The 25,077-nt window shown below is 31.3% G+C and carries 23 protein-coding genes; 12 read left to right on the plus strand and 11 right to left on the minus strand.

Annotation, left to right across the window (positions count from 1 at the left end; all coding sequences use genetic code 11):
* Positions 1-31: 31 nt before the first annotated feature.
* The 5 genes from UXY25_RS11325 (at position 32) to UXY25_RS11345 (ending at position 7,285) form a co-directional block, all read left to right on the plus strand.
* Positions 32-2,791, plus strand: a complete 2,760-nt coding sequence (locus UXY25_RS11325; RefSeq protein ID WP_320816134.1) for a TonB-dependent receptor — start codon at positions 32-34, stop codon at positions 2,789-2,791.
* Between the two features lie 27 nt (positions 2,792-2,818).
* A complete protein-coding gene (locus UXY25_RS11330) occupies positions 2,819-3,979 on the plus strand; it encodes a hypothetical protein (protein ID WP_320816135.1) in 1,161 nt (386 codons plus the stop codon).
* A gap of 112 nt (positions 3,980-4,091) precedes the next feature.
* Positions 4,092-4,415: a T9SS type A sorting domain-containing protein gene (locus UXY25_RS11335; RefSeq protein ID WP_320816136.1), complete on the plus strand. Its 324-nt coding sequence runs from the start codon at positions 4,092-4,094 to the stop codon at positions 4,413-4,415.
* Between the two features lie 105 nt (positions 4,416-4,520).
* Positions 4,521-6,227 (plus strand): T9SS type A sorting domain-containing protein, encoded by a 1,707-nt coding sequence (locus UXY25_RS11340; RefSeq protein ID WP_320816137.1) that lies wholly within the window; start codon positions 4,521-4,523, stop codon positions 6,225-6,227.
* A gap of 77 nt (positions 6,228-6,304) precedes the next feature.
* Positions 6,305-7,285: an acyl transferase gene (locus UXY25_RS11345; RefSeq protein ID WP_320816138.1), complete on the plus strand. Its 981-nt coding sequence runs from the start codon at positions 6,305-6,307 to the stop codon at positions 7,283-7,285.
* A 1-nt stretch (position 7,286) separates the two neighbouring features.
* Here the strand turns inward: UXY25_RS11345 and tyrS are convergent, their stop codons facing one another.
* Positions 7,287-8,594: a tyrosine--tRNA ligase gene (gene tyrS / locus UXY25_RS11350; RefSeq protein ID WP_320816139.1), complete on the minus strand. Its 1,308-nt coding sequence runs from the start codon at positions 8,592-8,594 to the stop codon at positions 7,287-7,289.
* A 106-nt stretch (positions 8,595-8,700) separates the two neighbouring features.
* Here tyrS and UXY25_RS11355 point away from each other — a divergent pair, with 106 nt between their 5' ends.
* Complete coding sequence (locus UXY25_RS11355; RefSeq protein ID WP_320816140.1) at positions 8,701-9,702, plus strand: NAD-dependent epimerase/dehydratase family protein; 1,002 nt, start codon at positions 8,701-8,703, stop codon at positions 9,700-9,702.
* On the opposite strand, the gene UXY25_RS11360 is transcribed toward UXY25_RS11355, so the two are convergent.
* From UXY25_RS11360 to UXY25_RS11370, 3 genes are read right to left on the minus strand one after another with little or no spacing between them, the layout of a single operon-like run.
* On the minus strand, positions 9,671-10,066 hold the full coding sequence (locus tag UXY25_RS11360; RefSeq protein ID WP_320816141.1) for a DUF4296 domain-containing protein: 396 nt from the start codon (positions 10,064-10,066) through the stop codon (positions 9,671-9,673). The genes UXY25_RS11355 and UXY25_RS11360 overlap by 32 nt on opposite strands.
* Positions 10,067-10,068: 2 nt before the next feature.
* Positions 10,069-11,412, minus strand: coding sequence for a dihydroorotase (locus tag UXY25_RS11365; protein WP_320816142.1), 1,344 nt, complete (start codon positions 11,410-11,412; stop codon positions 10,069-10,071).
* Positions 11,412-12,134, minus strand: coding sequence for a polyprenol monophosphomannose synthase (locus UXY25_RS11370; RefSeq protein WP_320816143.1), 723 nt, complete (start codon positions 12,132-12,134; stop codon positions 11,412-11,414). Before UXY25_RS11370 ends, UXY25_RS11365 begins: the two co-directional genes overlap by 1 nt.
* Positions 12,135-12,241: 107 nt before the next feature.
* On the opposite strand from UXY25_RS11370, the gene UXY25_RS11375 reads away from it, so the two are divergent.
* On the plus strand, positions 12,242-12,904 hold the full coding sequence (locus UXY25_RS11375) for a DUF4271 domain-containing protein (RefSeq protein WP_320816144.1): 663 nt from the start codon (positions 12,242-12,244) through the stop codon (positions 12,902-12,904).
* Between the two features lie 18 nt (positions 12,905-12,922).
* A complete protein-coding gene (locus UXY25_RS11380) occupies positions 12,923-13,672 on the plus strand; it encodes a uroporphyrinogen-III synthase (RefSeq protein ID WP_320816247.1) in 750 nt (249 codons plus the stop codon).
* 70 nt (positions 13,673-13,742) lie between these two features.
* On the opposite strand, the gene pckA is transcribed toward UXY25_RS11380, so the two are convergent.
* Together pckA and UXY25_RS11390 are read right to left on the minus strand one after the other, a co-directional pair.
* Complete coding sequence (gene pckA, locus UXY25_RS11385) at positions 13,743-15,368, minus strand: phosphoenolpyruvate carboxykinase (ATP) (RefSeq protein ID WP_320816145.1); 1,626 nt, start codon at positions 15,366-15,368, stop codon at positions 13,743-13,745.
* A gap of 70 nt (positions 15,369-15,438) precedes the next feature.
* A complete protein-coding gene (locus UXY25_RS11390) occupies positions 15,439-15,828 on the minus strand; it encodes a DUF423 domain-containing protein (RefSeq protein ID WP_320816146.1) in 390 nt (129 codons plus the stop codon).
* 123 nt (positions 15,829-15,951) lie between these two features.
* On the opposite strand from UXY25_RS11390, the gene UXY25_RS11395 reads away from it, so the two are divergent.
* Positions 15,952-17,322: a saccharopine dehydrogenase family protein gene (locus UXY25_RS11395; protein WP_320816147.1), complete on the plus strand. Its 1,371-nt coding sequence runs from the start codon at positions 15,952-15,954 to the stop codon at positions 17,320-17,322.
* Positions 17,323-17,427: 105 nt separating this feature from the next.
* The gene (locus tag UXY25_RS11400; protein WP_320816148.1) at positions 17,428-17,898 is read left to right on the plus strand and encodes an Lrp/AsnC family transcriptional regulator; all 471 of its coding nucleotides are present in this window, start codon (positions 17,428-17,430) and stop codon (positions 17,896-17,898) included.
* Between the two features lie 69 nt (positions 17,899-17,967).
* Here UXY25_RS11400 and UXY25_RS11405 read toward each other — a convergent pair whose 3' ends face one another.
* The 5 genes from UXY25_RS11405 to UXY25_RS11425 form a co-directional block, all read right to left on the minus strand.
* Positions 17,968-18,663, minus strand: coding sequence for a zinc metallopeptidase (locus tag UXY25_RS11405; RefSeq protein ID WP_320816149.1), 696 nt, complete (start codon positions 18,661-18,663; stop codon positions 17,968-17,970).
* A gap of 86 nt (positions 18,664-18,749) precedes the next feature.
* A complete protein-coding gene (locus UXY25_RS11410; protein WP_320816150.1) occupies positions 18,750-18,905 on the minus strand; it encodes a hypothetical protein in 156 nt (51 codons plus the stop codon).
* Between the two features lie 99 nt (positions 18,906-19,004).
* Positions 19,005-19,622 carry a hypothetical protein gene (locus tag UXY25_RS11415; RefSeq protein WP_320816151.1) on the minus strand — a complete coding sequence of 206 codons (618 nt, stop codon included), beginning with the start codon at positions 19,620-19,622 and terminating at the stop codon, positions 19,005-19,007.
* Positions 19,623-19,897: 275 nt separating this feature from the next.
* Complete coding sequence (locus UXY25_RS11420) at positions 19,898-20,689, minus strand: hypothetical protein (RefSeq protein ID WP_320816152.1); 792 nt, start codon at positions 20,687-20,689, stop codon at positions 19,898-19,900.
* Positions 20,690-20,691: 2 nt separating this feature from the next.
* Complete coding sequence (locus UXY25_RS11425; protein ID WP_320816153.1) at positions 20,692-23,676, minus strand: leucine--tRNA ligase; 2,985 nt, start codon at positions 23,674-23,676, stop codon at positions 20,692-20,694.
* A gap of 254 nt (positions 23,677-23,930) precedes the next feature.
* Here UXY25_RS11425 and UXY25_RS11430 point away from each other — a divergent pair, with 254 nt between their 5' ends.
* Together UXY25_RS11430 and UXY25_RS11435 are read left to right on the plus strand one after the other, a co-directional pair.
* Positions 23,931-24,806, plus strand: coding sequence for a cell division protein FtsX (locus UXY25_RS11430; RefSeq protein ID WP_320816154.1), 876 nt, complete (start codon positions 23,931-23,933; stop codon positions 24,804-24,806).
* 29 nt (positions 24,807-24,835) lie between these two features.
* Complete coding sequence (locus UXY25_RS11435) at positions 24,836-25,075, plus strand: DUF3098 domain-containing protein (protein WP_320816155.1); 240 nt, start codon at positions 24,836-24,838, stop codon at positions 25,073-25,075.
* Positions 25,076-25,077: the final 2 nt, after the last annotated feature.

The following is a 25,077-nucleotide window of genomic DNA, read 5'->3' on the forward strand; positions in this document are numbered from 1 at the left end:
GTTTCTTTGCATCAAAATTAGAACACACAATATGAAATTTAATTCGTTACTATTATTTTTATTATTTAGTCTTGTAGGTTTTTCACAAAACGGGAGAGTTTCTGGAACTATTTTAGACAAAGAATATGACAATGAACCTTTAGTTTTTGCTAATATCCTTATAAAAGGAACAACAACAGGTACTTCAACTGACGATTTTGGAAAATATTCAATCTCTCTAAAGCCCGGAAGCTATACTCTAGTTGTAAATTATCTTGGTTATGAAACAAAAGAGTTTCCATTTACCGTTAAAGCAAACCAAACTGTAACAATAAATCACACACTTGAAGCAAGTGGGGTTCAATTACAAGCTGTAGTTGTTATTCAAACAATAACAAAGGAAAGCGAATCGGCATTATTAAATGAGCAAAAAAAATCTATTGAAATAAAGCAAAGTATTGGTGCAGAAGAATTGTCAAAAAAAGGTATTGGCGACGTAGCGTCAGCAGTAACAAAGACAACAGGAATATCAAAACAAGAAGGTTCTGGAAGCATATATGTAAGAGGTTTAGGAGACAGATATAACTCTACTTCTATGAATGGATTACCAGTTCCATCTAACGACCCTGAAAAAAAGAATATTGATTTAGGTATTTTCTCTACAGATATCGTTGAATATGTTTCAATTGATAAAGTATACAATAGTAGAATGTATGGAGACTTTGCAGGAGGAAATATTGATATTATTTCTAAAGACTATAACGGTTCAGGCTTTTTAGCATTTGGTTTAAAATCAGCTGTAAACACAAATGCAGTTTCAAACAAAAACTTTAGATTACAAGATGGGCCATCTTTCTTAGGCTTTCACAATTCAAGCGTTCCTTCAAATGTATTATCTAGTTATAATTTTAACAACAGTTTAAATCCACATAAAGAGTCTCCATGGGCTTCAGGATTAAGCCTAACAGGTGGAAAAAGATTCAACATAGGAGAAGTTAGTAGATTAAGTTTATTTGCTTCTGTTTCATTTGATAACGAATATACGGCAATCAAAAACGGAATAGCAAGATCTGTAAATGCTGAAGGAGTTGCAACAAAAGATTTTAATAAGTATGAGTCTTTTGGATACAATACAAACACTACAGGTTTATTTAATCTTGGGTTTAAGATTAATAATGATCATAAAATTAAATACAATAGCGTATTTATCAATTCATCAAATCAATCATTAAAAGAATACAATGGTTTTATTGCCGATGTTACTCAAGAGGATGGTTTTATAAGAAGAAACGAATATGTTAAAAATTCTATTTTTATCAATCAATTGCTTGGTGAGCATAAATACAAAGAAAGGTATGCCGCAAACTGGGGATTCTCATACAATCAAGTAAAAGGAGACATGCCAGATAGAACCACAAATACACTTAAAAGAAACAGTACAAATGATTTTGTAATTGCTAATAACTCTGCTTCAGATAACCAAAGATATTACCAAAAATTAACTGAAGACGAATATGCCGTAAGTCTTTCTGGAGATTATAAATTTGCCAAAAAAGAAGATGAGTTTAAAGGTAAAGTTACTATTGGTTACAATGGAAAATATAAATCTAGAGATTTTGAAGCAACACAATTTAACTTTAAAATTAACGCTTTAGCTCCAGGAGCTACAACAACAATAATTGATCCAAATAATATTGATGCTTACTTCAATCAAAACAATTTTAGTAACGGATATTTTACAATCAATACTTATAATGGTGGACTAAATAGTCCAAATGCTTTAGACCCACAAACATACTCTGGTCTTCAAATTATAAGTAGTGCTTTTACATCGGTTGAATACCAATTTTCAAAAAAATTCTTTGCTGTAGTTGGGCTTCGTTCAGACCAAGTTTACCAAAGAGTAAAATGGCAAACTCAAGTAGACCCAATTGGTGATAAAAATTACTTCACTAAAGTAGGAGTATTACCAAACGTTACTGCCAAATATGAACTTAATGAAAAGCAAAACTTAAGATTTGGAGCAAGTAAAACCTACACTTTACCACAGTTCAAAGAAACTGCACCATTTATCTATGAAGAGATAAACCAACAAAAAATTGGTAATAAAGATTTATATCCTTCAGACGACTACAACTTTGATTTAAAATGGGAGTATTTTCCAAAAAGTGAAGAAGTATTTGCGGTAACTGGTTTTGGTAAATACATTCAAAATCCAATGAATGAAGTTACAATTGCATCATCAAGTAATGACATTTCTTATGTAAATACAGGAGATTGGGGTTATGCAGCAGGTATTGAGTTTGAAGGTAAAAAAATATTATTCAACAGAAGTAATGAATCAATCAACAATAACATTTCTGCTGGATTAAATGTTTCTTATATGTATACTAATCAAGAATTAGATAATGATAAAGTAGCAAACGAAACTGCATTTAACACAACTTTTACTGATAAAAATGCATCATTCTCTGGAGCTTCTGATTTATTAATAAATGCTGATGTTACCTTCCTTAAAGAATGGAAAAAAACTGAAACTAACATGATGGCTACAATTGCATATTCTACTTATTCAGATAAAATTTATGCTATTGGAACACAAGGAAGAGGAAACATCGTTGAAAAATCAATTGGTTCTCTTGATTTTATCTTAAAATCTAAACTAACAAAAAACCTTGGAATAGGATTGTCTGCTAAAAACTTATTAAATCCTGACTTTAAAATGGTTCAGGAAAATCCAAATACCGATATAACAATTCAATCCTTTAAAAAAGGTATAAACACAAGTTTATCGCTTAACTACAAATTTTAATAATAACACAACAAAAAATAACTAAAAATGAAAAAAATTGTAAAATTATTTAGCTTAGTTGTAATGACATCGCTAATTGCTACGAGTTGTATTAACATAGAAGAAGGAGATAATGTTTCTGGAAATGGGGGGAACACAAGTACAATTGACCCTAACGATTTTCAAGGAAACATCTTTACAAATGTTTCTTTACAAGCAAACACAATTTACAAATTAACTGGGCCCTTAACGATCCAAGAAGGTGCAAGTTTAACTATTCCTGCAGGAACAAGAATTGAAGCTACAGGTGGAACTTCGGCTTATATTGTAGTTGCACAAGGTGGAAAAATTTATGTAAATGGAACTTCAACTGAACCAGTAGTTATGACAAGTGCTAACTCAAGTCCAGCACCTGGAGACTGGGGTGGATTAGTGATCTGTGGAAAAGCACCTATAAATAGTGCAGTTTCTGCATCTGCTGAAGTGTCAGGTTTAACTTATGGTGGAACAATTGCTAATGACAATTCTGGTACAATCAGGTATTTAAGAATTGAATATTCAGGAGCAATTTACAATGCAAATAAAGAATTTAATGCACTCTCATTATTTGGAGTAGGTTCTGGAACAACAATAGAATACGTTCAATTTTACAGAAGTTCAGATGATGGAGTAGAATTTTTTGGAGGAACAGTTAATACTTCTTACATTGTATCTACTTATAATGAAGATGATCAATTTGACTGGACTGAAGGATGGTCTGGAACAAATAATTACTGGTATGGTAAATTAGGAAACAATATTGGAAATAGAGGAATTGAGGCAGATAACTTAGAAGCTAATTTTGACGCAACACCTATTGCAAACCCAACAATTAATAACATGAGTTTAATTGGACTTGGAAATCAAGGAAGTGAGCCAGATGCTATTAAATTAAGAAGAGGGACAAGATCAATAATGTCAAACGTTGTTTTAGATAATTTTGTTACGGGTTTAAACATTGAGCACGATCAAACAATTGCATTTATCCCTACAGATTTAAAAGTAACGAATGTAACTTTTAGTAATATCACAAACCTTTCAAAAGGTAAAAATACTGCAGGTGCAACTGTAGATGTTTCAAATTCTTACACAGAAACTACAACAGCTACTGGCGCAGGGAATGGGACAGGAGTTCCTACTTGGGCATTGGGTTGGACAACAGGTTTATAAAAACCAATCTGTATAGTTAAAAAAAACCCTAATTCGTTAGGGTTTTTTTATTGGTATCATTTTTGTATTTGTATTTAAAAAATTCTTATCTTTACACTATATAATTATGCGAATGATAAAAAAATACTTTTATATTATCTTAATTTTTTCAGTTTTATTTACTTTTGAAGGATATTCACAAGTAAATAGATCGCAGGAACCTACTATTGAAGGATTGACAATTTATCCAAATCCTGTGAATTCTGGGAAAATTTATATTACCTCTAAATCTTCATTAGATAAGAAAGTAGAAATTTTTGATGTACTAGGTAAAAAGGTTTTAGAAACAGTAACTTCTAACAAAGAAGTAAACATTTCTAATCTTACCGCTGGTATTTACATTATAAAAATTAAAGAGGGAGACAACTCAGCCACAAGAAAGCTGATTGTCAACTAAATAACACATTACCCCCTATTCAAAATTAACCTTTAAATAACATTTCATTGTGCATGCATAATGAATAATTATTATCTTTGTATTCGAAATTTAAATTCATAAAAAATGAAAAAACTTTACTTTTTATTATTTACACTAACAGGTATGTTATCTGCAAATTCGCAAACAATATACACTGAAAACATGGGATCTCCATCTTCAACAACGCTAATTTCCGCATACACAGGTTGGCAAAACACTAGTCCTATTGTTTATACTGGAGATGGCGATGTAAGAACATCTGCAGCTTCAACAGGATATTCAGGGGCCTCTGGAAGCGGAAACGTTTTTTTAACTTCAACTATTAATAAAAATTTACGAATAGACGGTATTAACACATCTGCTTATACCGCAGCAAATATCGAATTATCTTTCGGTTATTTAACAAATTCGGTAGCTGCTCCTCAACTTGTTTTAGAAAAGAGTACTGATGGTACAATATGGACGCCAATTACATTTGCACAAAATACCACAAGCAACACCTGGACCTTAGTTACTATAGGTGGCGGACAAATTCCATCATCAACAACCTTATCATTACGTTTTACTCAACCAGCAACTGCTCAAATGAGACTTGATGATATTAAAATAATAAACGTTTCTGCATCTTGTACATTAAATTTAGGAACACCAGTTGTTGCATGTACTGCATCAACATTATCATTAGACCCTTATACAATAACAATTCCATATACAGGGGCTGCTAATGCAACTTATACAATTACTGGAGGAACTGTAAGTGGAAATAACCCAACTACAACTGCAGCTGGAAATATAATAGTTACAGTTACAGAAGGAACGAATTACACAATCAACATTAGCGGAGGTACTTGTAATTTTGATGTAAATGGGAATAGTCCTGAATGTAAACCAATCAATACTTTACCTTACCTAGAAACTTTCAACTATACGGCAGCTCAAACTTTAGGAAGTCAACAAAGATGGACTAACGTAAATTCTGGTGATGATGTAAATATAATAGCAGGAAATTTAACATATGGCTCAACAACTGGTACTGGTAACTCAGTTGAATTTAGCGGAGATGGAAAAGACCCTTTTACTCCTTTTACAGCTACAACTACTGGAACAATTTACGCTGGTTTTATGATGAGAATTTCTGATTTAACTAATGTTACTGATGGATTTGAAGATTATTTTGCAATTTTAACGGATGCAAATAAAAACTTTAGAGCAAAATTATTCACTAAAAGAGTTGGAACTCAATATCAAATTGGGTTTGATTTCATAGGAGGTTCATCAACTACAAATTACGATGCTACCTTAAGAAATGTTGGTGACGTAGTTTATGTTATTATGGGCTACGATTTTGCAACAACTACATTAAAAGCATGGTTGAATCCAAATTTAGCAACTTTTAATGCAGCTACACCTCAACAACTAAGTGCTACTTCAACTATTGCAGAAATAGGAGGGTTTATGATAAGACAATCTGGAAACACTAGTACTCCAACTACACAAATTGATGAGTTAAAAATCTCAACAGCTTCTACAACTTTCTTAGGAACAATTTCTTTTGATGCAATTGACGGCTTAAACATGTATCCAAATCCATCTAATGGAAATACATTATATTTCACAACTGCTGTAAATGCTGAATTAGACATTCAAGTATATGACATGTTAGGAAAACAAGTTATCAATTCTAAAGTATTGAACAACGCTTTAAATATCTCAAGTTTAAACCAAGGTATTTACATTGTTAAGATTACTGAAGAAGGAAAAACAGCTACTAGAAAATTAGTTGTTAGATAATTTTTGAAAAAAATAAACACAAAGAAAGCACCAACGTATAGTTGGTGCTTTTTTATTTTATAGCTTTGTAAAAAAAATTGATTACTTCACAAGACATATTTACAATTTCTTCAAAAAAAGAATTCGAAAAAATAACCCTAAAAGTTTTTCGTCACCAATATGATAACAATAAAGTATATCAAGATTTTTGCTCGCATTTGAAAAAAAATAAATCCAATGTAAAATGTATTTTAGACATTCCTTTTTTGCCTATACAATTCTTTAAAACACACAATATACTAAGTTCTTCTGAAGCCGTTCAACAAACATTTACAAGCAGTGGAACTACAGGCTTAACAACAAGTAAACACTTAGTAACCGATATTTCAATATATGAAGAGAGTTATCGAAATGGGTTTTCTGAATTTTATGGAAACATTGAAAATTATTGTGTTTTAGCGCTTTTACCATCTTATTTAGAACGTGAAGGCTCCTCTTTAATCTATATGGCTGAAGATTTAATTAAAAGCAGCAATCATCCTGATTCTGGGTTCTACCTAAATAACTACAATGAATTAATTTCAAAATTAATCGAACTTGATAATTCAGGGCAAAACGTAATATTAATAGGTGTCACTTACGCATTACTTGATTTAATTGAAATGCAAAAATTCCAATTAAAAAACACAATTATAATGGAAACTGGTGGAATGAAAGGAAGGCGAAAAGAAATGATTCGCGAAGAGCTTCATGAAGAATTATGTATGGGTTTTGGCATCTCTGTTATTCATTCAGAATATGGAATGACAGAATTACTATCGCAAGCTTATTCTTTAGGGAATGGAGTATTTGAATGCCCGCCTTGGATGCAAATCCTTGTTCGTGACACTGAAGATGCTTTGTCTTACGTAAAAGAAGGAAAAACAGGCGGAATAAACGTAATTGATTTAGCCAACATCAATTCATGTTCTTTTATAGCTACGCAAGATTTAGGCAAAAAAAATCCCAATCACTCTTTTGAAGTATTGGGACGTTTTGATAATTCAGATATTCGTGGCTGTAACCTTATGGTTCTGTAAGTTACTTTACTCTTACCACAAAATAATTTTTCTTCCCTCTTTGTAAAAGAATAAATTCATCACTTACTAAATCTTTAGTCGAAACAATATATTCTTCAGCTATTTTCTCTTTATTGATAGAAATAGAATTTTCTTTTAAAGCTCTACGTGCCTCGCCATTTGAAGCTAAAAACCCTGTTTTTTCATTTAGGAAGGCAATAATTTCAACTCCTGCTTCAATGTCAAACTTTGAAACTTCAGCAACAGGAATTCCTTCAAAAACAGCTTCTAATTCTTTAACAGATAACGTTTTTAAATTAGTCATGTCTTTACTAAAAAATGCAGCTGATGAAAAAATAGCTCTATCTAAATCTTCTTGAGAGTGAACTAATATCATTAACTCTTGTGCTAAACGTTTTTGTAAAATCTTAGCTCCTCTATCTTCATCATGTTCAGCAATTAAAGTGTCAATTGTTGCTTTGTCTAAAAACGTAAATATTTTAATGTATTTTTCAGCATCTTCATCTGTAGTATTGATCCAAAATTGGTAAAATGCATAAGGAGTAGTTTTATCAGCACTAAGCCATACATTTCCACCTTCAGATTTTCCGAATTTAGAACCATCTGCTTTTGTAATCAATGGACAAGTCATTGCATAAGCTTTAGAACGTTCTTCATTATCTACATTCATTCTACGAACTAATTCTGTACCTGTTGTGATGTTTCCCCATTGGTCACTACCTCCCATTTGAAGCAAACAGTTGTATTCTTTGTTTAAATGGTAAAAATCGTATCCTTGAATTAACTGGTAGGTAAATTCGGTAAAACTCATTCCTTCGCCACCTTCTTCTCCACTTAAACGTTTCTTCACAGAATCTTTTGCCATCATGTAGTTAACGGTAATTCGCTTACCTACTTCGCGAGCAAAATCAATGAATGAAAATTTCTTCATCCAATCGTAATTGTTTACTAAAACTGGCGATGTAGCATCTGTAGCTTCAAAATCTAAAAATTTAGAAAGCACACCTTTAATTCCATCTACATTATAGTTAAGAGTATCTTCATCTAGTAAGTTTCTTTCATTAGATTTTCCAGAAGGATCTCCAATCATACCAGTTGCACCACCAACTAAAGCGATTGGTCTGTGTCCGTAATTTCTAATATGTTTTAATAATATAATTGGCACTAAACTACCAATATGTAATGAGTCTGAAGTTGGATCAAAACCTATATAAACAGCTGTTGGCTCTTTTAATAGTTGTTCTTCTGTACCTGGCATAATATCATGCACAAGTCCTCTCCATTGTAATTCTTCAATTAAATTTTTCATTTCTATTATTAAATTTTGACAAAGATAAGAAATACAATAGCAATGGCAATAAGCAAATTCAATGTCAATTTTAAAAAATAAGTGAAAGATTATTTATCTTTACAAAATGATATTAGTTACAGGAGCAACAGGTTTAGTAGGTTCGCATTTGCTTATAAATTTACTTCAAGAAGCAAAGGAAGTAAAAGCATTGTACAGAAATGAGAAAAATATTGAAGCTTTAAAAAATGTTTTTAAGAATAAGGATGCAATTCATTTATTTGAAAAAATTATTTGGATAAAAGGAGATATTACCGATATTCCTTCTTTAAACAATGCTTTTGAAAACGTTACACATGTTTATCATTGCGCTGCTTTAATTTCGTTTGATCCAAACGACGAAGAACTGCTTAGAAAAACAAACATTGAAGGCACTGCAAATATTGTAAATTGCTGCATAGATTTTAATGTAAAAAAGCTTTGTCACGTAAGTTCAACCGCTGCTTTAGGCGACCCTAAAGAAACAGAATCCATTATCACTGAAGAAACAGAATGGAACCCAGAAAAACTTCATGGCGACTATGCAATCTCAAAATATGGAGCCGAAATTGAAGTTTGGAGAGCACATCAAGAAGGACTTGAAATTGTTATTGTAAACCCTGGGGTTATTTTTGGTGGTGGTTTTCCAAATCAAGGCAGTAGCATTTTAATTAATAAAGTGAAAAATGGACTTTTATTTTACACAAAAGGTAAAATAGGTATCATTGCTGTTGAAGATGTTGTAAACTGCATGACACAATTAATGAACAGTTCTATAAATGGAAAGAAATTTTGTTTAGTTGCCGAAAACATAAACTTAAATGACGTTTTATTTATTATAGCAAAAGGCTTAAAAGTAAAAAAACCTAAGTTTTATGCACCTAAATACTTAACAAGCTTAGCATGGCGATTAGACTGGTTTTTTACTACAATTACATTTAAGAAAAGGAGTTTTACAAGAGCTACTGCAATTTCTTCTCACAGTGTTGATGTTTATGAAAATACTAAAATTGTAAATCACTTAAACTACAATTTTATTAATATGGAAGAATATTTAATTAATCTTTTATTGGAATATAAACAGTTTTAGAGCCTGAAGAACTATCTTTAATTCCAGAAGTAGCATCCTGTAACTCTTTGGTTTTAAAGTCAATTCTACTGATTACTTCTTTATACATTTTTTTATACTTTCTAACATTCCCTGCATAGTATTTATGATTTTGATAATAGGTAACACTATCTATTTTATACTTACTATAAATAAAACTATTGATTTTAATATTGTTAGCTGTTAACTTTTCAGGGACATAACCATCGGCTGCTTGTAATAATGCAATATCATATAAGATATCAACCATCACCTCTTCATCCAACAAGTTCTTTGGAGTTTGAACAGGATTATCATTACATGCAAATAATGCAAATAAAATTATTGTATAAAGTATTTTTTTCATAATTATTCTCTTTCGAAAAGTAATCTTTTTCCAGCTTTTACACTTTTAACTTTTCCATTTGTATAAACCAAATTTCCATTCACAAAAGTATGCATTACTCTCGATTTAAAATTTGTTCCTTCAAAAGGCGACCATCCACATTTGTATAGAATATTATCTTTATTTACAACCCAAGGCTGATGTGTGTTTACAATAACTAAATCAGCAAAATAACCTTCTTTTAAAAACCCTCTTTTTTCAATTTTGAAAATTTTAGCAGGGTTATGACACATTTTTTCTACTAGTTTTTCAACTGAAATTTTACCGTTTAAATGCGCTTCAAACATCGCTACTAAAGCATGTTGAACTAATGGCCCGCCAGAAGGGCAGTTTAAATAAGAGTTTTTCTTTTCTTCTAGAGTATGTGGCGCATGGTCAGTTGCAATAACATCAATTTTATCATTAAGCAAAGCTTCCCAAAGAGCATTTTTATCAGCCTCAGTTTTTACAGCAGGATTCCATTTAATAAAAGCGCCTTTTGTATCATAATCTTTATCTGTAAACAAAAGGTGATGAACGCATACTTCCGCAGTAATTTGTTTCTTTTCAAGCGGAATTTTATTGGTAAACAAATCCATTTCTTTTGCAGTTGATAAATGAAAAACATGCAATCTTGCCCCTGTTTTCTTTGCCAACTCTATAGCTTTTGAAGAAGAAATATAACACGCTTCTGTACTTCTAATCAAATGATGTTTATTCATAGGAATATCATCACCAAATTCTTTTTGGTATTTTTCTAAATTAGCTTTTATTGTTCCTTCATCTTCACAGTGAACTGCAATTAGCATTTTTGTAGATGAAAATATTTTTTCTAAAACTTCTTGATTATCAACAAGCATATTACCTGTAGATGAACCTAAAAATAATTTTATACCCGCAACATTTCGCGGATTTGTCTTTAAAACCTCCTCTAAGTTGTCATTTGTCCCTCCCATCATGAAAGAATAATTAGCATAGGAAGTTTTGCTAGCGATAACATATTTATCTTCTAACAATTCTTGAGTTACTGCATTTGGAACTGTATTAGGTTGTTCAATAAAACTTGTAATACCACCTGCAACCGCAGCTCTACTCTCTGATTCAATAGTTCCTTTATGTGTTAAACCTGGCTCTCTAAAGTGAACTTGATCATCAATTACACCTGGAATAAGGTAATTTCCTTCAGCATCAATTATAGTACAATCAGATGATTTTAGACTTATTGATTCAGCAATCTCTTTAATATAATCATTCTCAATTAATACATCGCCTTCAAAAATCACCCCTTCATTTACAATTTTCGCATTCTTTATTAAAAACTTACCCATTATAATGTATTAAATATTTTTTTTATCCTTAATAGTATTACCCCAAATACTGCCTCTCTAATTATCGAACCACTCATTTTTGATTGTCCTTTTGTTCTGTCTGTAAAAACAATAGGAACTTCAACAATATTAAATTTTTGAACAAATGCTCTGTATTTCATTTCTATTTGAAACGCATATCCGATGAATTTTATTCTATCTAATTTAATAGTTTCTAAAACTTCTCTTCTGTAGCAAATGAAACCAGCAGTTGCATCATGAATCTTCATTCCTGTGATAAATTTCACATAAACTGAAGCAAAATAAGACAATAAAACCCTACTCAATGGCCAGTTTACAACATTTACACCTGTTGAATACCTCGAGCCGATTGCAACATCAGCACCCTTTTCACAGGCCTTGAACAATTTTACTAAATCCTTAGGGTTATGAGAAAAATCTGCATACATTTCGAAAACATATACATATTCTCTTTCAAATGCCCATCTAAAACCATAAACGTAAGCAGTTCCTAATCCTGATTTTTTCTGACGCACTTCTAAAAACAACTTATCTCCAAATTGTTCTTGCAGCTCTTTCACTTTTAATGCTGTACCGTCAGGAGAATTGTCATCAACTATAAGTACATGAAATTCAGTCTTTAAAGAAAAGACAGCATTAATTATCTCTTCTATATTTTCAATTTCATTATATGTTGGAATTATAACTATCCCTTTTGACATTTTTTTACATTTAAGAGCTACAAAAATAAACTTTTTAGGTGGTTTATATCTTAATAAAATTATAATAATAGTTATGAATAGATTTTTTGTAATTTTACAGCATTATTATGGAAATAAATTACCAAGAAAGAATTTTAAATTATACTGATTGGGCAACTTTATTGTTTGTCATAAGTGTTTTCATCATAGCATTGAATAGATCTGTTTTTCAAATCAGGTTTATTGAATTCATGCGCTTAGGCGTTTCTGACAAATACACTAAAATTTACAAGGACAGTAGTAATATGAACAGTGGCTTTACCATGTCAATGTTTTTAGTACAATTAATATCATTCTCTTTTTTCATTTTATTGACCTTAAGTCATTACAAATACTCTACAAAGGAAAATTTTATTGTATTTATTCAAATCATCACGTTTCTAGGTGTTTTTATACTTTCAAAGTACTTAATTGAAAAAATTATCGCCACTACTTTTAAAATTGAGGAGTTTGTTGACCAATTTAATTTACTGAAAGTAAGTTATAGAACTTATTTTGGGGTTCTCCTATTACCTATAAGCATCATTTTATATTACAATTCTTTCAATGAAAATTGGATTTACCTGTCATTACTACTGATTTTAATAGCAATAAATGTGATAACTTATTTTATTACATTAAAATTATATCAAAATGTAATTCTAGGCAAGATATTTTATTTTATTTTGTATCTTTGCACTCTTGAAATAGCACCGTATTATTTCATGTACAAATGGATTATAAAAAACTAAAGGAAGAATATGTCAAATTTGAAAGTGAAAACAATTTTAGTTTCACAACCAGAGCCTAAAGTAGAAAATTCTCCTTATTTTGAGCTTCAAAACAAACTGAAGGTTAAAGTTGACTTTAGAACTTTTATTCATGTAGAAGGTATTTCTGCAAAAGAAATAAGAGCACAAAAAATAGACTTAAGTAAATTTTCCGCAATAATTTTAACAAGTAGAAATTCAGTAGACCATTTTTTTAGAGTTGCTGAAGAAATGAGATATAAAATTCCTGAAGATTTAAAGTATTTTTGTCAATCTGAAGCAGTAGCTTTTTATTTACAACGTTATGTTGTTTACAGAAAAAGAAAAATTTATGTGGGTCAAAAAGATTTTATTGATTTAGCTCCACTTATTAAAAAATATAAAGACGAAGCTTTTTTATTAGTAGCATCAGATCAATTAAATGCAGACGTTCCATTAACTTTGAACGACTTGAAAATAAACTGGACAGAAGGCGTTTTCTACAAGACTGTAGTTAGCGACCTATCTGATTTAAAAGATGTTTATTATGATATTTTAGCTTTTTTCAGCCCATCAGGTATTAAATCTTTATTGAAAAACTTTCCTAACTTCGAGCAAAACACCACTAGAATTGCAGTGTTTGGAACTACAACTCAAAAAGAAGCTTTAGATAGTGGATTAAGAGTAGATATCATGGCTCCATCACCCGGAACGCCATCAATGACAGGCGCATTAGAAAAATACATCTTAGAAGCAAACAAAGGGAAGTAAAATTCCTGAATAATTATAAATAAAAAAGCTCTGCAATTGCAGAGCTTTTTTATTTATTCAATTTATTGTTTTATGAACTTGGACCTGCCTTTACTAAACTTTTCCCTTCTTCATTGTCTGTGTATTGCTCAAAATTAGCAACAAAACGGTTAGCTAAATCTTTTGCTTTTACTTCCCATTCAGTAGAATCAGTATAAGTATCTCTTGGATCTAAAATTTGAGAATTCACTTCACTTAATGAAGTAGGAACTTCAAAGTTAAATACTGGAATAATTTTAGTTTCAGCTTTTTCAATAGAACCATCTAAGATTCTATCAATAATAGCTCTAGTGTCTTTTATCGAAATACGCTTTCCAGTTCCATTCCAGCCTGTATTAACCATATAAGCAGTAGCATTATTTTGTTCCATTTTCTTAACTAATTCTTCACCGTATTTTGTAGGGTGAAGCGATAAGAATGCTTTTCCAAAACAAGCAGAGAAAGTTGGCTGCGGTTCAGTTACTCCTCTTTCTGTACCCGCTAATTTAGCAGTAAATCCAGATAAGAAATAATATTTAGTTTGCTCAGGTGTTAACTTAGACACTGGAGGCATCACCCCAAAAGCATCTGCGGTTAAGAATATTACTTTTGTTGCATGACCTGCTTTTGAAACCGGCCTAACAATATTTTCAATATGATTAATTGGATATGAAACTCTTGTGTTTTGAGTTGCAGAACCATCAGTAAAATCAATTTTGCCATTTGCATCAACAGAAACATTTTCTAATAAAGCATCTTTTTTTATAGCTCCATAAATATCTGGTTCGTTTTCTTTACTTAAATCAATTGTTTTAGCATAACAACCTCCTTCAAAATTGAATACACCATCATTGTCCCAACCGTGTTCGTCATCTCCAATCAATTCACGCTTTGGATCAGTAGATAAAGTAGTTTTTCCAGTTCCAGATAAACCAAAGAAAACAGCAACATCGCCATCTTTTCCTTTATTTGCAGAACAATGCATAGAAGCAATTCCTTGTAATGGCAAATAATAGTTCATCATTGAAAACAAACCTTTCTTCATTTCACCACCATACCAAGAACCACCTATTAACTGAACTTTTTCAGTTAAGTTAAAAGCAACATATACTTCTGAATTTAAATTATGCTTTTCGAAATCTTTAAATGATGTTTTTGAACCATTCATCACAACAAAATCAGGCTCTCCAAACTTTACTAACTCAGCGGCTGTAGGCTGAATGAACATGTTTTTTACAAAATGAGCTTGCCAAGCAACCTCCATTATAAAACGTACTTTTAACCTTGTATTTTCATTTGCACCACAAAAAGCATCAATTACAAACAATCTCTTACCCGATAACTGATTAACAGTTGTTGCTTTTAAAGCCTTCCAAGTTTCAGTTGAAATTGGCTTATTATCATTTACTGCTTTATCTGAAGTCCACCAAATTGTATCTTTAGTAACATCATCTTCAACAATATATTTATCTTTAGGAGAACGACCTGTATAAATACCAGTCATTACATTCACGGCACCAAGTTCAGTCAATTGACCTCTTTCAAAACCTTGTAAATTTGAACTCAACTCTTCATTATAAAGAAAGTCATATGAAGGATTGTAAATTACTTCAGCAACATCTTTAATTCCATATTTCTCTAACGATATAATATTCGTTGTTTGAGTGTGATTATTCATACTGTTTTTTAGTTATGTTGTTTATGTATAATAAAACGCAAAATTATAAATTAAATTTTAGAAAGCATTGTTAATTAGTGTTTTTTACAAGTGCAATATAAAACAAATACAACCAAGATGCAATTAAAAACAGTCCTCCAACAGGAGTTAATGGACCTAAAAAAGTTGTTTTTATTTTTGTAATTGTATTTGTAGAAAGTAAATAAATAGATCCTGAAAAGAGCAATATTCCAACAATAACCAACCACATGATTATTGTTTTATCCTTAAGAGTAATGAAATTTAAATTGGCAACAATTAATAAAAAAAAAGCATGATACATTTGATACCTAACCCCCACTTCAAAGGTATTAAGCTGAGAGTCAGTAAGAATTTTTTTTAAAGCATGAGCTCCAAAAGCACCTAAAACAATTGCAACTGCACCTATTATAGCAGCCGATAGAATCAATTTTTTTTCCATTTATCTGGTTTATACAACAAATATACCAATTTCTTTTTATGTTAAAAACCATAATAGATTTAAAATTGCTTTTAATAAATATAACAATTCATTACCTTCGTGTTATATTTATACCCTATCATAATGAGAAACATATTAGTAATAGGAGCAGGTAGATCTGCTTCTTCTTTAATAAAATACCTACTTGACAAATCAACAGAAGAAAATCTAAAAATTGTTATTGCTGACCTATCTGTTGAACTGGCAAAAAAGAAAACCAACAACCATCCGAATGCAACAGCAATTGCATTTGATATTTTTGATGCAGAACAACGTAAAAAGGAAATTGAAAAAGCAGATATTGTTATCTCAATGCTTCCTGCCCACTTACACATAGAAGTTGCCAAAGACTGTGTTGTTTACAAAAAACACATGGTAACTGCATCGTACATAAGTCCCGCAATGCAAGAACTTGATAAAGTTGCAAAAGAAAACGGAGTAATTTTCATGAACGAAATTGGCCTTGACCCTGGGATTGACCACATGAGTGCAATGAAAGTGATTGATGAAATTCGTGAAAAAGGAGGAGAAATTATTTTGTTTGAGTCTTTTTGTGGCGGCTTAGTTGCACCTGAAAGCGACACTAACTTATGGAATTATAAATTTACTTGGAACCCAAGAAATGTAGTTTTAGCTGGTCAAGGTGGTGCTGCAAAATTCATCCAAGAAGGAACCTACAAATACATCCCATATAATAAATTATTTAGACGTACTGAGTTTTTAGACGTAGAAGGATACGGTAGGTTTGAAGCTTACGCTAATAGAGATTCTTTAAAATACAGAAGTGTTTATGGCTTAGACAATGCATTAACAGTTTACCGAGGAACAATTAGAAAAGTTGGATTTTCTAGAGCTTGGGACATTTTAGTACAATTAGGAATGACAGATGATTCATATACTATTGACAATTCTGAAGAAATGTCTTATCGTGATTTCACAAACTCATTTTTACCTTATCACCCAACTGATATTGTAGAAATTAAATTACGTCATGCCCAAAAAATTGATCAAGATGATGTTATTTGGGACAAGTTAGTTGAATTAGATTTGTTTAATCCTAACAAAAAAGTAGAACTTACAAAAGCCACTCCTGCTCAAATTTTAGAAAAAATATTAGCAGAAAAATGGGTTCTAAAAGAAGACGATAAAGATATGATTGTAATGTACCATAAATTTGGGTACACTTTAAATGGTGAGAACAAACAAATTGACGCTACGATGGTTTGCAAAGGAGACGACCAAACTTATACTTCGATGGCAAAAACAGTTGGTTTACCCGTTGCAATTGCAACTTTAAAAATACTAAATGGAGAAATTAAAACTCCTGGAGTACAAATACCTATTTCAAAAGAGGTTTATAGTCCAATATTAAAAGAACTAGAAGATTACGGTGTAATTTTTAGCGAATATGAAACGCCTTATTTAGGATATAATCCAGACAATATAAGTTACTAGAATTATTTTAGAGTCTAATATTTTTAAAAGCCCAAACTAACCGTTGGGCTTTTTTATTGGTATAATTTCAACAAATAACTTACATTTGATTTCAAATTAAAACCCATGAAATTAAATCAGTTTCAAATTGAAATAGACGGCATCGATAAAGAAATCTTACGCCACTTAATGCAAGATGCTCGTAAACCCATATTACAAATTGCTAAAAAAATTGGGGTTTCGGGAGCAGCAATTCATCAACGTCTAAAAAAATTAGAACAAGCTGGTGTGATTTCGGGTTCAAAATTTGTGGTTGATGTAAAAGTGCTTGGTTATTCTACAATGGCATTTGTGGGCGTTTATTTAGACAAAGCCATGAGCAATCCTGAAGCAGTTAGAGAATTGAAAAAAATACCAGAAGTATTAGAATGTCATTATACTACAGGAAACTGGAGCATATTTATTAAGATTATCTGTAAAGACAACGAGCATTTAATGCAGTTACTAAACAAAAAAATTCAAGCTATAAATGGCGTTTCAAGAACCGAAACGTTTATCTCGCTAGATCAGCAAATTGACCGCCAAATACAGATATAGCTTCTGAAAAAAGTTCAGAAATAAAAAAATCCGCGATTGCGGATTTTTTTATAATATTTATCTTAAAATTTAATCTCTTGAACCAAAAACTTGAAATGCCCAATATACTAATGATGCTAATGCTCCTATTGCAGCAACAAAATACGTTCTAGCTGCCCATTTTAATGCATCTTCAGCGCCTTCATATTCTTGCTGACCTAGCATATTTTTCCCTTTTAACCATGCCAAAGCTCTATTACTTGCATCATACTCTACAGGCAGAGTAATAAAACTAAAAAGCGTAGCAAAAGCCATCATCACTAAACCCGCAATTGCAACATAATAACCAAAGCCAACTCCAGCAGCAGCTCCTAATAACAAACCACCTAGAACAACCCATTGTGACATTCCAGAAGTTACACTAACAATAGGTACTAATTTAGAACGTACTTCTAACATGTTGTATGCAGTTGCATGTTGCACCGCATGTCCACATTCGTGAGCCGCAACAGCCGCAGCCGCAGCATTTCTTTGGTTGTAAACTGCTTCAGAAAGATTTACTGTTTTATCTGCCGGATTATAGTGATCTGTTAACCTACCCGGAGTAGAAATAACTTTTACATCGTAAATTCCATTATCCGCTAACATTTTTTCTGCGATTTCAGCTCCAGACAATCCGTTGCGTAAATGTACCTTAGAGTATTCTGCAAATTTGCTTTTAAGCCTAGAACTTACTATCCAACTAACAAGAGCTATCGCGCCAAGTAAAATATAATATCCTATCATTTTTTTTAAATTTTGAATTTAAAGTTACAAAATAATCATCAAATTGTGTTCCAATTTTTAGAAATGACAATTTGACGTTTTTTTACCTACTTAATGTAATAAATGCTATTAATACCATTGATCGATGAAACGTTTACAACTTCAAAACCTTCACTTACTTTTTTGTTTAAAAACTGCTCCACATCTTTAGCTAATGTTTCTTTCCTAATCTTAAAACCAGATTTTACAGGTAATGCATGCACTTATTATCTTTACTATTATTATTATACGTAAAATTTGAAAAAAGTTACACATTTAAAATCAAAACATAAAAAAACCTTCTTAAAGAAGGTTTTAATGATCTAAGAAACATTTCTTAAACTATCAGTTTTCTTGATTTCATCAAAAAGTTTTCGTTTTAAATTTTGTTCACGCTGAATACAAACTCGACGAAATACCTCGTACTCATCTTCCAATTCTCGCAAAACTGATTTTGAACTGCTTGCTATATTATTAGCTCTTTTAAATTTTAAAAATAAAATTCCTGAGAACAGAATAGCGCCTAAAAACAAAATCCACATTACAGAAGTAAATACCGTTTTATTAATTGACATTCCTAAAAAACTCATGCTTTTAACATCTCCTAACAAAGACGAATTGGTATTTTGAAGTTCTGATATTTTATTTTGCAATGCAAGTATAGTATTATTTTTTGCTTCCAACTGATTTAAAATCTTCTTTTGAACCACTCCTTCTTTCCTTAAATAATTCCCTAAATCTGATTGAAAATTCACAATTTGATTTTGATCAATTACCTTATAATTTTTATAGGGTAAAGATTTTTTCATCATAATTGAAAAATTCTTCATTAATTCCTGTTTAGAAGCAGAAACTTGATTCAATTCTTGTGCTTGCGAATTCATAAAATTACCGCACAAAAAAACCAATACTAAAACGGACGTGATTAATCTTCTATTCATAGCTTATCGATTTGGGGATTAATAAAACTAGTAGAGCTATTCTTACAACTATATCAAATAAATTGCATAATTCTTAAATATATGAAATATAAAAACGTAAATCCTAATTTGTTTGAATGAAATATAAAATTTTAACACACATGTAGGTAATGGTGTAAGTAAATTTTGATTTAAACCAAAAAATCCCGACATTTCTGTCAGGATTTTGAATTTTAAGCGAAAGTCAACTATATACTAAATTTACAATTCTACATGTAACAACCTTAAGTATAAAATTAATTTCCGAGAACATTTAATTGAACGTCTATTTCGTTGTGAATTGTTTCTAATTCATTTGCATAAACATCTGTATCTTCTTCGATTGCTTTCTTAAAGAGTTGGAATGCTTTTATTCTTAATTTTGAATATTTTCCCAATTCTTCATTCATTGTTTTAACCTCATCGGGTAAATCTGAAATTTTAGAAACATTCTCGACAATTTGAATATTTTGTTCCCATTTTGGAATTACCATTTCATCTAACTCCTTTATAAGAGCAAAATTTGATTTTGTATCTAAATGATTATAGAATTCAATAGATTCAGTTTCATTTTTATAAAAAACCTCCATTTTTGCATCGTACAAATCTAGATTTTCATCATTAGAAGTAGAATAAATTGCTCCAAAAGATATTATAAAAATTAGAATTAAACTTACCAAACCAACACCAGCAGCTTTCCAACCTGAATAAAAACTGTTTCCGTTTTCTTCGTGCAGTTTTAAAACATCTCCTTGCGTTTTTTCAACAATATAATAAATAATCGCTGTGTAAATTATTGGTAAAATTTGGTTTGGAACTTTATCTATAATATTTTCCGGAATCATGAAAATACCTGTAAATATTATAATTGTAGCTGCAATAGCTATCATCAACGCATTTTTACCTTCATCTGGTTTGTTCAATGAAAGGTAATTCTCTCTTATTAAATAACCCGCCGCTAATGGTCCGCCAAAAAAAGTAGCAATCCCAATAGTTTTTTTAGAAAAAAACTTTACATTTTTGGTTTTATTTTGTATTTCTAATTCCATTTTTATCCTACTAAATTGATGATTTTACCTGGAACAATAATTACTTTTTTAGGAGCATTTCCTGCTAATTGAGTAATTGTTCTTTCGTCGGCCATAACGATTTTTTCAATTTCTTCTTTGGTTAAGTCCAAAGGTAATTTCATTGTAAAACGCATTTTTCCGTTAAACGAAACTGGATATTCTTTTTCAGATTCTACTAAATATTTAGCTTCAAATATTGGAAATTCAACCGTTGCAATTGAACCTTCGTGACCTAATTGTTTCCATAATTCTTCTGCAATATGCGGCGCATAAGGCGACATTACAATTGCTAATGGTTCTAATATGGCTCTGTGATGGCATTTTAATTGTTGTAATTCGTTTACACAAATCATGAATTGGGAAACCGAAGTGTTGAATGAAAAATTCTCAATGTCTTCAGTCACTTTTTTAATAGTTTTATGTAACGATTTGTACATCTCTGCCGTTGGTTCGTCATTGGTTACAATTGAACCGTTATCATCAAAATACAAACGCCATAGTTTTTTTAGGAAACCAAAAACACCAGTAATTCCTGCAGTGTTCCATGGTTTTGCTTGTTCTAATGGACCCAAAAACATTTCATACAAACGTAAGGTATCCGCTCCATATTCATTACAAATTTCATCTGGATTAACTACGTTGTATTTTGACTTCGACATTTTTTCTACTTCGCGAATAACAGTAATGTCTTTTGTTTCTTTAATCTCATTTCCATCAAAATAAGATGCATTTTGCAAAAGCTTATATCTTTCATCATTTGAAAGTTCAACTAAATCAATTTCGTTTTTTAAATTAACATAAGTCACATCGACAGCAGATTTAAAACATACAAAATTCCTTTCCAAACCTGACAACTGAGCATTTAAACTTTCAAATAAAGAGATTTTTTTATCTAAAAATTTGAAAAGATTTTCCGGAAGTAAATTTATGTTTCCTCCATTCAAGTAGTTTTTATATGTATCTTGATTTATTATAACTTGAATATTAGTATTTTTATCTCCTAGCTTTGTTTGTAAAACAAAAACAAAAGCACTTTCGCCCAAAATCATTCCTTGATTGATCAACTTTTTGAATGGTTCTTCTGTTGGAGCAAAACCTCTGTCTTTTAAGAATTTGTTCCAAAAACGAGCGTATAATAAATGTCCGGTTGCGTGTTCGCTTCCACCAATGTATAAATCTACATTTTGCCAATACTCTAAAGCTTCTTTACTTGCAAAATCTTCTTCATTGTGCGCATCCATATAACGCATCCAGTACCAAGAAGAACCAGCCCAACCCGGCATCGTGTTCAATTCTAAAGGAAACACACTTGTGTTATTTATTTTTTCATTACTTACTACTTGGTTTGCTTCACTATCCCAAGCCCAAACAGTTGCATTACCTAAAGGTGGTTGCCCATCTTCTGTTGGCAAATACTTTTCTACTTCTGGTAAAGCAATTGGTAAATGTTTTTTGTCAATCATTTGCGGTAAACCGTTCACGTAATAAACAGGAAAAGGTTCTCCCCAATATCTTTGACGTGAAAAAACAGCATCGCGCAAACGGTAATTGGTTTTTCCGTTACCTTGTTTTATGTTTTCTAAAGCTTCAATCGCTTTTTTTGTTCCTTCTTTATAGCCTAAACCGTTTAAGAAATCAGAATTTACTAATTTAAAACCTTCTTTCGCTCCAAAAGCTTCTTCCGAAATATCTTGGTCGAAAATGTTCTTAATTACTGGCATTCCGTTTGTTCCTTTAAAGAAATTCGCGAAAGCATAATCACGTTCGTCCCCACAAGGAACTGCCATAACTGCACCTGTTCCGTAACCTGCTAAAACGTAATCTCCAATCCAAACTGGAACTGGTTCTTTCGTAAAAGGATGTTCGGCATAAGCACCTGTGAATACTCCAGAAATGGTTTTAACATCGGCCATTCTCTCTCTTTCACTACGTTTTGCTGTTGCTTCTATGTAAGATGCAACGGCTTCTTTTTGTTCAGGTGTTGTGATTTTAGCTACCAAATCGTGTTCTGGTGCTAAAGTCATGAAGGTTACTCCGAAAATGGTATCCGGTCTTGTTGTAAATACAGAAATTCTGAATTCTGAATTCTGAATTCTAAATTCTACAGAAGCTCCAACTGATTTTCCAATCCAGTTACGTTGCGATTCTTTTAAAGATTCTGTCCAATCGATATCGTTCAAACCTTGCAACAAACGTTCTGCATAAGCAGAAATTCGCATCGACCATTGTGTCATTTTTTTACGAATGACAGGATGACCACCACGTTCTGAAACGCCGTTTACGATTTCGTCATTGGCTAAAACTGTTCCTAATCCTGGACACCAGTTTACTTCAGTTTCTGCTAAATAAGTTAATCTATATTGTAGTAATATTTTTTGTTGTTCGTCTGATGAAAATGCGTTCCACTCATCTGCTGAAAATGGAGCAATATTATCATCGCAAACTGCATTTACATTTGCATTTCCGTCTTTTGCTAAAATTTGAATTAACGTACAAATGCTTTCCGCCTTGTTTGAATCGTTATTGTACCAAGATTCAAATAATTGAATAAAAATCCATTGTGTATGCTTGTAATAATCGGCATTTGAAGTACGCACTTCTCTACTCCAATCAAATGAAAATCCAATTTTATCTAATTGTTCACGGTAACGAGCAATATTTTCTTTAGTAGTTTTATCTGGGTGTTGTCCTGTTTGAATCGCGTATTGTTCCGCAGGCAAACCAAATGAATCATACCCTTGTGGATGCAACACGTTAAATCCTTTGTGACGCTTGTAACGCGCGACAATATCGGAAGCAATATAACCTAATGGATGACCAACGTGTAATCCTGCTCCAGATGGATAAGGAAACATGTCTAACACATAATATTTAGGTTTTTCTGAATGATTTGTTGCAGCAAAGGTTTGGTTTTTTGACCAATATTGTTGCCATTTTGCTTCGATTTCGTTTGGATTGTATTTCATTCGTCTTTATTATTTCACCAAGGGACTCATGCTGTCGCAAGCTTAAGTCATTCCGCTTTAATATTGTTTTTTTATTGGAGTCATGCTTTTGCAAGCTCAAGTCATTATAAAAAATTCATGTTTCTTTAAAACATTTAATTCTTAAAAATCAGCCACAAATTTACGTTTATTGTACGAAAGTCAAAACTTTAGACGTTATATTCTATATATACGGAATTTCTTTTTTATTTTTACACCTTAATTTATAGTACACTATGGCTTCATCATTCGAAAATTACAACAAGAGAAGGTTAATTTCTTCTTATTTCTCTGTAGTTTTAAGTATATTTTTGGTTTTATTTTTGTTAGGAACTTTAGGATTATTTGTAATTAATTCTAAAAAAATAACGAATGATTTTAAGGAAAATATTCCCATGACTGTTTTCTTTAAAAACGAGGCAAAAGATAGTGCTTTAACTGCTTTTGATACTGAATTGAAAAATTCTCGTTTTATTAAAGAATACGTTTTTGTACATAAAGACAGTGCTGCTAAAAAAAATGTAGATATTGTAGGTAAAGATTTCATGGAATTTTTAGGATTCAATCCTTTGCAAAACTCTTTTGACATTAACTTAAAAGGTGATTATGTAGTTACTGATAGCATTAAAAACATTGAGACCGATATTAAGAAAAACGAAATGGTTTCTGAAATTATTTACGACAAACAATTAGTTGATTTAGTTAACGATAACATTAAGAAAATAAGCTTTTGGATTTTAATAATCAGCGGCTTTTTCGCTGTGATTGCAATGTTGTTAATTAATAGTTCATTACGATTATCAATTTATTCTCACCGTTTTACCATAAAAACGATGCAAATGGTTGGAGCAACTAAGTCGTTTATTAGAAAGCCTTTCATTTGGAGAAGCATTAAACTTGGCCTTTTAGGTTCTAGTTTAGCTATTATTGCGATTTTAGGAGTGGTTTATTATGTTGACGGAATTTTTCCGAACATTGGCATAGCTAAAGATTATGTTTCTATAGGAATTGTAATTATAGGCGTGTTAGTTGTAGGAATTGTGATTACTTGGATAAGTACTTACTTTGCTACTCAACGCTTTTTAAACCTAAAAACAGATGATCTTTATTAATTGAAGATTTCAGCATTAAAAAAACAAATATGAAAAACGAAAATAGCAAACCTCAATTTTTATTTGAAAAAGTTAATTATAAGTTTCTTTTAATTGGCCTTGGTGTAATTGCGCTAGGTTTCATTTTAATGAGTGGAGGCGGAAGTGACGATCCAAATGTTTTTAATGAAGATGTTTTTAGTTTTAGACGTATTCGCTTAGCACCAACTGTTGTTCTTGGAGGTTTTGGTGTTGTGATTTATTCTATTTTTAAGAAAGAGAAGAAATAAAT

The sequence above is a fragment of the Flavobacterium sp. genome (genome assembly GCF_034111225.1).
Classification (GTDB): domain Bacteria; phylum Bacteroidota; class Bacteroidia; order Flavobacteriales; family Flavobacteriaceae; genus Flavobacterium.